At 60.4% G+C, this 13,279-nt stretch carries 12 protein-coding genes; 3 read left to right on the top strand and 9 right to left on the bottom strand.

The features are described 5' to 3' along the window. Window positions 1-29: 29 nt before the first annotated feature. The 6 genes from FDY93_RS07085 to rpsU all read right to left on the bottom strand — a co-directional run bounded on the left by FDY93_RS07085 (window position 30) and on the right by rpsU (window position 7,683). Entirely contained in the window at window positions 30-2,009 is a 1,980-nt protein-coding gene (locus FDY93_RS07085; RefSeq protein WP_138235055.1) for an autotransporter family protein, read from the bottom strand. A gap of 185 nt (window positions 2,010-2,194) precedes the next feature. Then, on the bottom strand, window positions 2,195-2,584 hold the full coding sequence (locus FDY93_RS07080) for a diacylglycerol kinase (protein WP_138235054.1): 390 nt from the start codon (window positions 2,582-2,584) through the stop codon (window positions 2,195-2,197). Window positions 2,585-2,696: 112 nt separating this feature from the next. After that, window positions 2,697-4,574, bottom strand: coding sequence for an RNA polymerase sigma factor RpoD (gene rpoD / locus FDY93_RS07075; RefSeq protein ID WP_138235053.1), 1,878 nt, complete (start codon window positions 4,572-4,574; stop codon window positions 2,697-2,699). 222 nt (window positions 4,575-4,796) lie between these two features. Next, complete coding sequence (gene dnaG, locus FDY93_RS07070; protein WP_138235052.1) at window positions 4,797-6,800, bottom strand: DNA primase; 2,004 nt, start codon at window positions 6,798-6,800, stop codon at window positions 4,797-4,799. A gap of 21 nt (window positions 6,801-6,821) precedes the next feature. Continuing rightward, window positions 6,822-7,265, bottom strand: a complete 444-nt coding sequence (locus FDY93_RS07065; protein WP_138235051.1) for a GatB/YqeY domain-containing protein — start codon at window positions 7,263-7,265, stop codon at window positions 6,822-6,824. Window positions 7,266-7,467: 202 nt separating this feature from the next. Beyond that, a complete protein-coding gene (gene rpsU / locus FDY93_RS07060; protein ID WP_010133379.1) occupies window positions 7,468-7,683 on the bottom strand; it encodes a 30S ribosomal protein S21 in 216 nt (71 codons plus the stop codon). 370 nt (window positions 7,684-8,053) lie between these two features. On the opposite strand from rpsU, the gene tsaD reads away from it, so the two are divergent. From tsaD to folK, 3 genes are read left to right on the top strand one after another with little or no spacing between them, the layout of a single operon-like run. Further along, window positions 8,054-9,097, top strand: a complete 1,044-nt coding sequence (gene tsaD / locus FDY93_RS07055; protein ID WP_138235050.1) for a tRNA (adenosine(37)-N6)-threonylcarbamoyltransferase complex transferase subunit TsaD — start codon at window positions 8,054-8,056, stop codon at window positions 9,095-9,097. 24 nt (window positions 9,098-9,121) lie between these two features. Then, window positions 9,122-9,490: a dihydroneopterin aldolase gene (gene folB, locus FDY93_RS07050; RefSeq protein ID WP_138235049.1), complete on the top strand. Its 369-nt coding sequence runs from the start codon at window positions 9,122-9,124 to the stop codon at window positions 9,488-9,490. Between the two features lie 3 nt (window positions 9,491-9,493). Continuing rightward, window positions 9,494-9,991: a 2-amino-4-hydroxy-6-hydroxymethyldihydropteridine diphosphokinase gene (folK, locus tag FDY93_RS07045; RefSeq protein WP_138235048.1), complete on the top strand. Its 498-nt coding sequence runs from the start codon at window positions 9,494-9,496 to the stop codon at window positions 9,989-9,991. Between the two features lie 67 nt (window positions 9,992-10,058). On the opposite strand, the gene FDY93_RS07040 is transcribed toward folK, so the two are convergent. The 3 genes from FDY93_RS07040 to FDY93_RS07030 form a co-directional block, all read right to left on the bottom strand. Continuing rightward, on the bottom strand, window positions 10,059-11,162 hold the full coding sequence (locus tag FDY93_RS07040; RefSeq protein ID WP_138235047.1) for a type 1 glutamine amidotransferase domain-containing protein: 1,104 nt from the start codon (window positions 11,160-11,162) through the stop codon (window positions 10,059-10,061). Between the two features lie 62 nt (window positions 11,163-11,224). Beyond that, on the bottom strand, window positions 11,225-12,466 hold the full coding sequence (locus tag FDY93_RS07035) for a sensor histidine kinase (protein WP_220446127.1): 1,242 nt from the start codon (window positions 12,464-12,466) through the stop codon (window positions 11,225-11,227). A gap of 28 nt (window positions 12,467-12,494) precedes the next feature. Then, the gene (locus FDY93_RS07030; RefSeq protein WP_138235045.1) at window positions 12,495-13,184 is read right to left on the bottom strand and encodes a response regulator transcription factor; all 690 of its coding nucleotides are present in this window, start codon (window positions 13,182-13,184) and stop codon (window positions 12,495-12,497) included. Between the last annotated feature and the right edge of the window lie 95 nt (window positions 13,185-13,279).

Here is a 13,279-nt window from a genome sequence, read left to right as displayed (position 1 = left end):
TTTGGCCGCTGGCGCGGTCTGCCTCAGTGTTACCAGGCCCAGTTGAAGCCGAGATTGGCGCTGCCGCCGGACCAGTCCAGGCTGTCCAGGGAGCGCTGGTAACCCACATTTAAAAAGGCGCTGCCGAGCGGATGCTCCAGCAGTACCACGCCGCCGCCGACTTCCCCCCAGGTGGCCTGGCGCTCGAGATCGGTTTGCAGCTCGGTGTCAAACAGCAACTGGTCGTTGCCGCCGAGGGTATGCCACACATTACCGAATACATAGAGCCGCAGCTGGCCGTCGAGCCAGGGGGTATCCGTGTTGTAGGCGCGCAGTCCAGCGCGGAAGTTGGCTTCGGGGGTTACGTCTACCTCCATCCAGGAGATGCCGTCGTCTATTGCGCTGAAGTTGCTGTAATTGGCGATGACCTGCAGCTGAGGTTCCACATTGACGTGCTCCGCTGCCTGCCAGGTAAATCCTTTCTCGACGGAGAGGGTGAGCTGGGCACCGGAGATGGTGTCGCCGATGCCCCGGGAGGATCGGCTTTCCAGCTTCAGGTAGGCAACCTTGGCGGTGAAGTCGAAGTAGCCCATGTCCGGGCGGTAGTCGTTGAAGTAGTAGCCGATATGGTGGCTGGTGAGCTGGTTCTGCCCGGCGTTGTAATCGTCGAAGCCGCGGGCAAATCCGCTGACATCGCCGCTGGCGCGGGTGCTGCCGATGAACAACCCCATCTCGCGGGCACCGCCGGTGCAGGTGGGGCCGGACCAGAGGTTGGTGCCGAGTTGCACGCCGGTGATATTGCCGTCGAAGCGGTTGCTGACGTCGCCGGTCCAGTTGTAGTCGGCGTTCAAGTGGTGCACGCGCAACCAGTCCTGGTTCAGGCCGTCGAACCAGCTGCGCTGCTCGCCCCGGCGTTTGTGGTAGCTGCCTATTTCCTGCAGGGAGGTGAGGCGGGCGAGGGATTTTGCCTGGGCGTAGAGGGGGATTTCCGGGCGGTAAATGGGGACGGGGGCGCTGCCTGCGGGCGGCGCCGCGGCCAACAGATCGGAGGTGCTGGCCGGTGGTGCCAGGCTGGCACCGGCACTTCCGGTATTGGCATTGGTGATATTAGTGGCTGGGCCGCTGATTGTGCCGGCTGACAGGCCGCCAAAACTGGCAACGGACTGGAAGTCCGGGTTCGGGCTGGTGGCGGGCTTGTCACCGGGGCGCAGGGTCGAGCGCAGGTACCAGTTGTCGGCGTTGGCCGGGTCGCCGGTACCGCGGAACAGGAAGTATTCATAAGGGCCGGCGGAGATTGGTTCGGGCATGTAAAAGGCGCCGGCACTGGTGCTGCCGCCGTGGCGGGTTTCTACCACAAGGATGCCGTTGTGGGTGTCGGCACCACTGCCGGCAAGGCGGTTGAACAGCAGCTGAGTGCTGCCGCTGGCGTGCCCACCGCTGATCACGAGCCGGTCGGCGAGGCTGTCGTCGCCACCTGCCACCATATCCATGCGGATGCTGCCGCGGCCGATCCCCACATAGTCTCCCTGAATCATCATGAGATTGGCGCTTCTGCCGCTCATATCGACGAGACCGTGGTTGGTCACGGTGAGGGGTTGGCCGCCGCTCGCCGATATGCCGGCGCTGTAATAGGGGAGTAACAGGGTGCTGCCGCTACGAATCACCAGTTGGCCGGGCAGCTGGTCCTCGCCACCGAACGTCAGGTGAGTGTTGAGGGTGAGGCGGGAGGTTCCTGTCAGCTCAATGGTCTCCCAGTGCTGCAGTCGCGCTGGATTGGCAAGATCGAAGTTGTGGATTGCCAGGGTGTCGTTGCCATTACCGCCGTCGATCAATAGTTGAGAGTCGCTGCCGGGGGGGCTGTTGGATGTCAGCGTGTAACGGTCGTTTCCGGCACCGAAACTGAGCGGCGCTGCCGCGCTTTGGGCGGATGCACCTATGGAAACCAGTAGGAGAAGCAGAGGTGGCAGTGCGACGTTGTTCAGAGTCGGTGCGTTGGGGTCGGGCACACCGGCATGGCGGGGGTACGACATGATTCCGTCCCTGGTTCGTTATTGGTTCTGAGCGCGCAGATCCATTGCGCGCACCAATCGGTACGATGGTTTCGGAATTTTAGTCGAGGGGGAGATTCCTGCCGGGCATTCGGCGCGGCAGGGGCGAATTTTGTCGGGTTAAGCTGCGCCGCAGTTGGAGGCTGGCAGTATGCCTGCGGCCGGGATCATGCGATCCAGCGCGGCAACAGGATACATCCCCAGGTACTGAGCCAAAGCAGCAGGGAGATGGAGACGGCGGCGGAGCCGGTGTCCTTGGCGATCTTCGACAGCGGGTGCTTTTCGGGGCCGACGCGGTCCACCACGGCTTCCACTGCACTGTTCAGCAGTTCGACGATCATTACCATCAGCGTGGTGCCGATCAGCAGGGCGCGTTCCACACCACTTTCGCCGAGCCACAGGGCCGCGGGGATCAGGAATATGGCGAGGGTGACTTCCTGGCGGAAGGCGGCCTCATTGCGCCAGGTGGCGAGGAGTCCCTGGCGGGAGTATTCAGTGGCATCGATCAGGCGGGAAATGCCGGTTTTACCGGGCTTGTTCACAAACTGCTCTTCCATTGTTCTCTGACTGTCTCCGCGGGTTCATCGGTTTGCAACAATTCTGCCATCCATAAAAAAGCCCGGCGAGCCGGGCTTTTTCAGTATGGACGACGATCGCCAAGATAAAGGCTTACTCGTCCAGGAAGCTGCGCAGGTGTTCGGAGCGCGAGGGGTGGCGCAGTTTGCGCAACGCCTTGGCTTCGATCTGGCGGATACGCTCGCGGGTCACATCGAACTGCTTGCCCACTTCCTCGAGGGTGTGGTCGGTGTTCATGTCGATACCGAAGCGCATGCGCAGCACCTTGGCTTCCCGTGCCGTCAGCCCGGAGAGCACGGCGCGGGTGGCATCGTGCAGGCCGGTGGCGGTCGCGGTGTCCACCGGGGACGACTGGTTCTGGTCCTCGATGAAGTCTCCCAGATGCGAGTCTTCGTCGTCGCCGATGGGCGTCTCCATGGAGATCGGTTCCTTGGCGATCTTCAGTACCTTGCGCACCTTGTCTTCCGGCATGTCCATGCGCTCGCCCAGCTCTTCCGGAGTCGGCTCGCGGCCCATTTCCTGCAGCATCTGGCGGCTGATGCGATTGAGTTTGTTGATGGTCTCAATCATGTGCACCGGAATCCGGATGGTGCGCGCCTGGTCCGCGATGGAGCGGGTGATCGCCTGGCGAATCCACCAGGTTGCATAGGTGGAGAACTTATAGCCGCGACGGTATTCGAACTTGTCCACCGCTTTCATCAGACCGATGTTGCCCTCCTGGATCAGGTCCAGGAACTGCAGGCCGCGGTTGGTGTACTTCTTGGCGATGGAGATCACCAGACGCAGGTTGGCCTCGACCATTTCCTTCTTGGCGCGACGGGAGCGGGCCTCACCGATGGACATGCGGCGGTTGATCTCTTTGATCTGGCCGATTTCCAGCTGGGCCTTGTCCTGGGCCTGGGTCAGCTTGCGCTGGGCGCGCTGGATCTCTTCCGCGACCTGGCGCAGGGCGTCGGAGTAATCGCGCTTTTTCTTGACGATGGACGGAATCCAGTCGTCGTTCACCTCGTTGCCGGGGAATTCCTTGATGAAGGTCTTGCGCGGCATTTTCGCTTTCTTGATACACAGGTTCATGACGATGCGCTCCTGTTCGCGCACTTCGTCGAGAATACTGCGTACCTGATTGTACAGCGGGTCGAACTGGCGCGGGGCCAGTTTGAAGAAGCGGAAGATCTCGCCCACGGCTTCCATGGCCTCGCCGGCCTCTTTGGAATCGCGGCCGTGCTTCTTGATCGCGGCGTCGGCTTTCTTCTGCGCGGCGATCAGCGCATTCATGCGCGCGGCCAGCTCTTCCGGGTCGATGCCGCTGGTGCTCTCTTCCTCATCCTGGGTAGAGGAGTCGTCATCGTCGTCGTCATCGCTGTCGGAATCGCTGTCGTCGTCGCTGTCGCTGCTGGAGGTGTCGCTGTCCTGGCCGGCCTGGGCGCCGGGGGGCACGTCTTCCGCGGGGTCGAGCCAGCCGGCAACCACGTCGGGGATGCGGCGCTCTTCCTTCTCGATCAGCGCATACTCGTCGATGACCTGCTGCACGGCACCCGGCCAGTACGCGAGGGCGGCCATCAGTTCGCGCAGGCCCTCTTCGATACGCTTGGCGATGGCGATCTCGCCTTCGCGGGTGAGCAGCTCCACGGTACCCATTTCGCGCATATACATGCGCACCGGGTCGGTGGTACGGCCGACATCGGACTCTACCGCGGCGAGGGCGGCGGCGGCTTCGGCGGCGGCGATTTCATCGGCAGAGCTGTCGCCTTCGGCCATCAACAGTTCTTCGGCATCCGGTGCGCTTTCGAACACCTTGATACCCATGTCGTTGATCATGCCGATGATGTCTTCCACCTGATCGGGATCGGAGATGTCCTCCGGCAGGTGGTCATTCACCTCCGCATAGGTCAGATAGCCCTGCTCTTTACCGCGGGCGATCAGTTCTCTGATGCGGGAGGTGGTCTTTTGCTGTTGGGTTTTGTCGGTCATGCACAACCCTGAATTCTGGGGATTGATAGTCGGGACTTTTGTCTGGGCTTTTCTTCGGACAAAGACGCGGGATTATAGCGTATTCGCGTAAGCAATAACCACTGTGGCCGTTTAGACAGGTGAGTGGTTTCGGGGGTTCCGGGCGTTTGTCTGACCAGTTTTCTGCCGCTTTTTGCAGCAGGGTTGTGGATATGGTGATGGCACTATGGAATTCAAGGGGTGTCAGTCGGATTTCCTGCGGAATTGCGCCAGCAGGGCGAGTTGTTCGGCGCCGAGGGTGCTGCCACTGCTTTTGAGCTGGTCCACCAGGTCGCGTTTGCGCTGCCGCTCGGCGGCGAGGTTGAGGCTTTGCAGGCAATCGCGGAATTCGGTCTCGGGGTCGTATTCCAGCTTCTGGCCGGCGCCACCGACAATCGGGTGGCTCATGGCAAGCCGCGGTATCAGTTCGCGGGCGTCGCGGCTCTCGAGGTTCATCAGGCGGCCGAACAGCTGGTTGCTGTTGAGGGCGGGGTTCTGATGCATGACCTTGAGGATGTCGCCGAACAGTTGCAGGTCGGCGTCGCTGCTGTCGGTAAAGCGCGCGCTGTCGCCGATCAGTTGCGCCAGCTGGGGGTGGTGCAGCAGCAGGGCGATCAACATGCGCTCGGCGGGCAGGCGGTACTGGCCACCGCGGCGTCGGTGCGATGTTGACTGAGGCGGCACATCTTCTTCGGGGTAGGGTTGTGGTTCGCTGCCGTAGTCGTAGTCCGGCGGCGGGGCGGGATAGTCGTCCGCACCGGGGAATTCCGGCGGCGGTGTGGGTGCTGCAGCGACCTTGGGCTGTGCGGGCGCCGGGTTTGGCGCCGGCGGCCGCGCGTCCTGGGCGAGCTTCGCTGCGCGGGCCTTTTCCGCGGCGATGATCTCTTCCAGCATGTCCTGTTCGAGGCCAGTGCGGCGGGCCAGTTGCTGGAACATCAGCTGGCGGTAGACGCCCGCGGGCAGCAGGTCGAGCAGGGGCGCGGCGGCCTTGGACAGACGCGCGCGTCCATCCATGGTCTGAATGTTGATGCCTTCGCCCAGCAGGTCGAACAGGAAGTCCTCCAGCGGACGGCCCTGGTCGTCGATCAGCTGGTCGAAGCGCTCGCCGCCGATCTGGCGCACCAGGGTGTCCGGGTCCTCGCCTTCCGGCAGCAGCAGGAAGCGCAGGCTGCGCCCGTCCTGCATGTAGGGCAGCGCCGCTTCCAGCGCGCGGCGCGCAGCGGTGCGCCCGGCCTGGTCGCCGTCGAAGCAGAACACCAGTTCCTGGGTGTGGCGGAACGCGAGCTGGATGTGGTCTTCGCCGCAAGCGGTGCCGAGGGTGGCGACGGCGCAGCGGATGCCGTACTGGGCCAGCGCCACCACGTCCATGTAGCCTTCCACCACAATCAGGCGCTTGAGTTCGCGATTGGCCTGGCGCGCCTCCCACAGTCCGTACAGTTCCTTGCCCTTGTGGAAAATCGGGGTTTCCGGGGAGTTCAGGTACTTGGGCTTTTCGTCCCCGAGTACGCGGCCGCCGAAGGCGATGGTGCGCCCGCGCTGGTCGCGGATCGGGAACATGATGCGGTTGCGGAAGCGGTCGTAGTGGTGGCGCTTGCCGGGTTCATGCTTGCCCGGATTGCCGTCACTGTCGGTGCGGCGGATGGCGAGACCGGCGAGCTCCAGCTGTTCGGCCTTCTCCGAACTGGTGCCGAGGTGATTCAGCAGATTGTCCCAGCCGGCGGGCGCGAGGCCGATGCCGAATTCCTTGGCCACCGCACCGGAGAGACCGCGATTTTTCAGGTAGGTGATGGCGCGGGCGGCGATCTTGTGATCCTTCAGCTGGTCGCGAAAGTATTCCGCAGCCTTCTCTGTCAGCTGATAGAGGCTCTGGCTCTCCTGCTGGCGTTTAACCTGGCCGGGGGCGAGCTGCTCGCGGGGCACGTCGATGCCCATGCTGGCGGCGAGCTTTTCCACTGCCTCCGGGAACGGCAGGCGGTCGTACTCCATTAAGAAGCCGACCGCGTTGCCGCTGGCGCCACAGCCGAAGCAGTAGTAGAACTGTTTGTCCGGGCTTACCGTGAAAGACGGGGTTTTTTCATCGTGAAATGGGCAGCAGGCGGAATAGTTTTTCCCGGTCTTGCGCAGCTTTACCCGGCTGTCGACGACCGGAACTATGTCGGCGCGGGCCAACAGGTCGTCGATAAAATACTGCGGGATCTTGCCTGCCATTTACTGCTGCCGGGGCGACGATCAGAGCGCGCTTTTCACGAGCTTGCTGACGGCGCCCATGTCCGCACGGCCCTGCACCTGCGGTTTCACCAGTGCCATCACCTTGCCCATATCCGCCATGCCGCTGGCGCCGGTCTCTTTGACGGCGGCGGTGACGATTTCCTGGATCTCGGTTTCCGACAGCTGCTCCGGCAGGAATTCCTGGATCACGTCGATCTCGGCCTGCTCCACTGCCGCCAGCTCCGGGCGGCCCGCTTTTTCGAACTGGGTGATGGAGTCGCGGCGCTGCTTGGTCATCTTGTCCAGCAGGGCGAGGATGCGGGCGTCGTCCAGCTCGATACGCTCGTCCACTTCCACTCGCTTGATCTCGGCATTGATCAGGCGCAGGGTCGCCAGGCGCGCCTTTTCGCGGGCTTTCATGGCGTCTTTGGTGGCGGTGGCGAGGGTTTCCTTGAGTGTACTCATGATGTCATCCAGGGTTGTGTCATCCGGCGTGCTGTCGGGTATGAGGACGGAGAATTTGACCAATAGTGGCGGATCGACGCGTTGAAGCAAAGCCCGCTGTATTGAGAAACAAAAAACGGCGCGCGAGTTGCCTCGGGCGCCGTTTCAGATCGCGAACCGCGGTTCGCGTCGTCCTGCTGTGAGCGAGAGATTAAGCTCTAACTCAGTAGAGACGCTGGAACTTGCGGTTTTCGCGCTGCATTTTCTTGGCGTGACGCTTAACAGCAGCGGCAGCCTTGCGCTTGCGAACGGAAGTGGGCTTTTCGTAGAACTCGCGACGACGTACTTCGGAGAGTACACCAGCTTTTTCACAAGAGCGCTTGAAGCGGCGCAGAGCGATGTCAAAGGGCTCGTTGTCTTTGATGCGTACTGAGGGCATTAGATTACCTGTAAAATTCGTTTCTCTCTGCCAGCGTCCAAACTGAGGACTTCTGGCGGTGGCCTGTCCGGCAAATTGCTCTTCTCGCAGATGCAATCCGGAGGCCGGTTCACAGCGAGGGCGCAAATTCTATACAGATGATTTGGCCTTCGCAAGCCTTGTGGCGGTATCCCGGTGCGGGTGACCAACTATAGCTGGCGGGACGGGCGTCCAGTGCTTTGCGGGACGCCCAGATCCCGGACCTTTCCGCCTGGCGTTGCGCACGCAGGTGCGCTTAAAGAGTATGATAGCGCCCCCTCGGCCCGGATCGCAGCGGTCATTTGTCCGTTTCTGCTGTCGATGGGGATTTTTTGACAAGCGTGAGAAGACTGTGCGAGTACTCGGAATAGAAACGTCCTGTGACGAAACCGGCGTCGCCTTGTACGACAGCGAGCTGGGACTTCTTGGTCACACCCTTTATAGCCAGGTCAAACTGCATGCGGACTACGGCGGCGTGGTGCCGGAACTGGCCAGTCGCGATCATGTGCGCAAACTGCTGCCGCTGATCCGCGAAGTCATGACCGAGAGCAATACCCGCCCCAAAGACATAGACGGTGTTGCCTACACCGCCGGTCCCGGCCTGATCGGCGCCCTGATGGTGGGCGCCTGCGCCGGCCGCGCACTGGCCTTCGGCTGGAACGTGCCGGCTGTGGGTGTGCACCACATGGAGGGCCACCTGCTGGCGCCGATGCTGGAGGACAACCCGCCGGCTTTCCCGTTTGTGGCGCTGCTGGTGTCCGGCGGCCACACCCAGCTGGTGGATGTGCAGGGACTTGGCCAATACGAGTTGCTGGGGGAATCCCTGGATGATGCCGCCGGCGAGGCCTTCGACAAGGCGGCAAAGATGCTCGATCTCGACTACCCCGGCGGCCCGCGCCTCGCGGCACTGGCGGAGCGGGGCGACCCGCTGCGTTTTACCTTTCCGCGCCCTATGACCGACCGCCCTGGGCTCGATTTCAGCTTCTCCGGCCTGAAAACCTATACCCTCACCACCGTACAGCAGCACGCACTGAAAGACGGTCTCCCGGACGACCAGACCTGTGCCGACATTGCCGCTGCCTTTCAGGAGGCGGTGGTCGATACGCTGGTAATCAAGTGTCGCCGCGCACTGAAACAGGCTGAGCGTAAAACACTGGTTATCGCCGGTGGTGTTTCCGCCAACCGGTTGCTGCGTCAGCGCCTGGAGGCGCGCCTCGCTGAAGACGGTTGCAGTGTGTACTACCCGCGCCATGAGTTCTGCACCGACAATGGCGCCATGATCGCCTACGCCGGCTGCCTGCGTTTGCAATCCGGCCAGCGCGCGGATCTGGACATCGAGGTTCGCCCGCGCTGGCCGTTGACGGAATTAACCGGTGCGCTGGGCGCCCAAAAGTAAAAACGGGAAGCAAGGAGAACCGGTTTGGATATCGTTTATATCCGCGACCTGAAAGTGGAAACCATCATTGGCATCTACGACTGGGAGCGGGAGGTGAAGCAGACGGTCAGTCTGGACATTGAAATGGCATTCGATATCAGTAAGGCGGCGCGCACCGACAATATCGAGCACACCCTGAACTACAAGGCGGTGGCCAAGCGCCTGATAGCGTTTATTGAGGGCAGTGAGTTCCTGCTGGTGGAAACCATGGCGGAACAGGCCGCGGCCATTGTGCGCGACGAATTCAATGTAAGCTGGCTGCGCCTGCGGCTTTCAAAGCCCGGCGCGGTGCGCGGTGCGCGCGATGTCGGCGTCATCATTGAGCGCGGGCAAAAAAAGACGGTGGAGGCCTGATAAATGGCAACCGTTTACCTGAGCCTCGGCAGCAATATTGATCGCGAAAAAAACCTGAGTGCCGGGCTGGATGCTCTGGTCGCGGCGTTTGGCGACCTGCGCATGTCGCAGGTCTACGAGAGCGAAGCGGTGGGTTTCGACGGCGACAATTTTTACAACCTCGTCGCCGCCATCGAAACCGATCTTTCTGTGGCGGAACTGGCCCTGTGTCTTCGCAATATCGAAGATGCAAACGGCCGTGTGCGCAGCGGCCCCAAGTTCAGCGCGCGGACGCTGGATATCGATATTCTCACCTACGACGACCTCACTGGAGAGGTGGACGGCGTAAAACTGCCGCGCGGGGAAATTCTCAAAAACGCGTTCGTTCTGCTACCGCTTTCAGAGCTTGCTCCGGATCTTGTGCATCCGGTACAAGGGAAAAGCTATCAGCAGTTGTGGGAAGATTATGATCAGGCTTCGCAGAAATTGTGGCCCGTAGTATTTGACTGGCCTGAAGCCTGATTCAGGTTATCGGTCGCAATTCGGCTAACGCCTGCCTGACGATAGCGACTGCGACCGAGATGGTGGGTTATGTCTGTTCCCGGTGCTGTAATGTTTTGGCAAGAGAGAGCAGTCGTACGATAGATAGTGCCTTGCCGAGCTGCCCCTGCATGACAGCAACAATTCCATGCATCGCCAACAGGCGACGGTCGATGGCCTGTTGTTCCCCATTTTCTAGCCGGAAAAAATCCTCAATTTTAGCGGCACCACCGGTATAGCCAGCTCGCTCATAAGAGAGTAAAACCTCCACGGTCCGCTCGGAATCCGTTTTCGCACGCGGCACTGGCTGATATCCAAGCGCCTTTACCATGGCCTCGGTGACTTGCCAGGAAGACCAAGGATTCTGCCCAGTGACCAGCCTGTCGTCGATGCTGACCTGACGGAGGTAGGGCGGGCCAGCTTCAAAAATTGCACCATTGCTGCGCAGGCGGCTCTCCAGCAAAAACGGAAAGACTTGCTCGGCGTCGGGTATTAGGAACAGCTCTTCCTCATTGGTAAAACTGCTGACTCGGCGGCCCTGAAGAAGTCTCGTACCTGTATCCAGTGTGATATCTACAAGTGCGGCCGGGCCGTGACAGACGGCGCCGATCACACCCTTGTTGCTGTGGATGGAAGCCACCAGATTCTGGATCTCGGGGTTGCCCGGGAAATCGAACATGGCGCCCTTGCCGCCGGCAAAGAATACGCCTCGATATTGCTCCGCTTCGACCTCTGCCAGGGCGATGCTGTTGCGCAGCTTTTTCATGGCGACGATGTCATTGAGAAACGCATAATCGAACGGTCCCATATCGTCCTTGTCCATCACTGCCGGTGGCTCGCCGCCCAGTGGACTTGCGATATCGACCTCGAAACCGTTGGCACGAAATACGTAATAGGGGCGTGTAAGCTCGGTGAACTCATACCCCGTTTTCTTGCCGGACTTACCCATTGTCGCCGTACTGGTGACGACCATCAGGATGCGTCCGCGATCGTTTGTTGACGGACTCTGTTGCAGATAGGGGATATCTTCGACTTGAGTGCGCGCCATTAACTGCTGGTCCGGCGCCGGCGGTATGAGTCCCTTTAGCCAGTAGCCGCAACCCAGTATAAGCAGGGTGCTACACAGCGCGGTGACCAGGATTTTTTTAAGCATGATGGTTCTCCCTTTTTAGAAAGGGGCATCCTGATTGCGCGCGCGTGAAGGGAAGGTGAATTTTATGCGGAAATTTGCAGTGCGTCAGTGGGGGATTGCGCGGGAAAGATCGAAATGGAGAACGCCCCTTTATCGCAGCGCGCCGAAAAATCCCAACGCTGTGTCGCGAGAATCCGTCGTGCCAGGTAAAGTCCCTGGCCAATGCCTTCACTGTTTTCTCCGCGAATACCCGCATTGAACAAGGGCTCAGTATCAAACATAGCGTCAACCGGATTCTCGAACACCAGTGCATTGCTCAAGGTGTAAACCTGCAATACGGGTTTTGAAGCGTGTCGGATGGCATTGTCCAGCAGAATATCCAAGAGCAGGCCGGTGAGGTTTGGGTTGCCGTTTGCCGACATTGACTCAGGGAGAATCAGCTCCAGCTGGAAGTTTTTCCCATCGGAAATTTCAGGGCGAATGAGCAACCGCTGTTCGAGTAGTGCGCGCAGATTGAACGTGCTGAATTCGAATGATTCAGCACGCGCGAGTGTCAGTAGTGTGCTGACGGTTCTGTTCATTGTCGCCAGTATCGAACGGAGCTCCTGCAATTCCATCTCTCTCAAACTGCGATTCCGAGCGAGGGTCAGGGTGTTGGTGGCAATAGCCAGGCCAGTGCGCAGTTCGTGGCTGACGTCGCGCGTGAACTCGGCCTCCCTGCGCTGCGCCTGCCGAAGATCGTTGAGGCTGCGCTGAAGCGTGCGGGCGAGAAAGCCGATTTCATCGTTGCGTGTGTTGGTGGTCAGCTCCAGCGGCTGCTCGCTTCCAGTCTGTGCCTCGACTTCCCGTGCGAGAGAGAGTATCGGCCGGATACTGGCGGTAACCAGTCCATGGGCAAGCCAGACTGCCATGCCGGTTGTGCACAGGAACGCGGCAAACAACAGCCAGAGCAGTCGCCCCGATTGGTTGGATACGGTAAGTAGGCTGCCGACCTCTGCCGCGAGTATTGTGCCGGTTTCCGGTGCCAGTTCTCGCAGGTGGTAATGCTGATGGCCGGTGACAAATAACTCGGCTTTGCGTCGATCGCCATCCAGTGTGGCCGTAAACGCCGCGGGCGTGTCGGCTGGTGAGGTGTAGAGTGTGAAGTGTGGCAGTCGGGGCGGTGGCAGTTCACCGTGTTGCTGGAAGTGCTGCTCGATATAGTCAACCTCGTTGGTGATCAGGTTGTCGATCAGCTGGTCTTCAATCACGTAGGCGGCGAGTACGCCAATGCCCGAATAGATCAGGCAAAGCAGCAGTGTGAATCCCCCGAAAAGTGTGAACACTGAGAGTTTCAGGCTTCCTTTTAGCATTTCAGTTCGCACCCGGCTGCTCCAGTTTGAAACCAATATTGCTGATGGTTTTCAGCATTGGCTCGGGAAATGGTCGGTCAAGCTGGCGTCGAAGGCTGTAAATATGGGATTTTAATGCGTCGCTATCCGGTGGATCGTCGCCCCAGATACGATGGCTGAGTTCACTGCGACTGAGTGGCTCCGGGTAAGCACAGGCGAGCTCCCAAAGAATATTGAATGTAATCGCGGTGAGCTTTAGCGGTTGCCCGCTTCTTGTTGCCTCGCGACGACGCCCGGAGATGCGCAGGGTACCGATACAAATCTCATCGTTGCGATGCAGTTCCCGGCGTCGTGCCAGCGCTTCGCAGCGCAGGGCCAGCTCGCGTGGGTCAAAGGGCTTGCAAAGATAGTCATCGGCGCCGGAGTGGAAGCCCTGCGCTTTGTCAGCAAAGGCATCACGGGCAGTGAGCATAAGAATCGGGGTGGCGGTGGGAGCCTGCTGACGGAGTTGGCGGCAAACCTCGATACCGTCGATATCCGGCAGGTTCAGGTCGAGCAGAATGAGGTCGTAGATTTCTGTCAGGGCCAGCTGCAGAGCGAATTGCCCGCAGTTGGCGAAATCCACCTGCCAGCCGTGCCCTTCCAGGAATTCACCTGTCTGGCGGGCGAGCGTGGGATTGTCTTCAACCAGAAGAATTTTGAGTCTGTTCACCGGCAGCTGCCTGTCCACTTATCCGAGGAATTGGACATTGTGACAATCTGCCGGTGAAGTTGAAGTGAAATATGGCTTGATCCGAAGGTTGGCTA

Source organism: Microbulbifer harenosus, assembly GCF_005771435.1.
Lineage (GTDB): Bacteria > Pseudomonadota > Gammaproteobacteria > Pseudomonadales > Cellvibrionaceae > Microbulbifer > Microbulbifer harenosus.
Note: the sequence above shows the minus strand (reverse complement) of the source record. Positions and strands in the feature narration are given on the sequence as shown.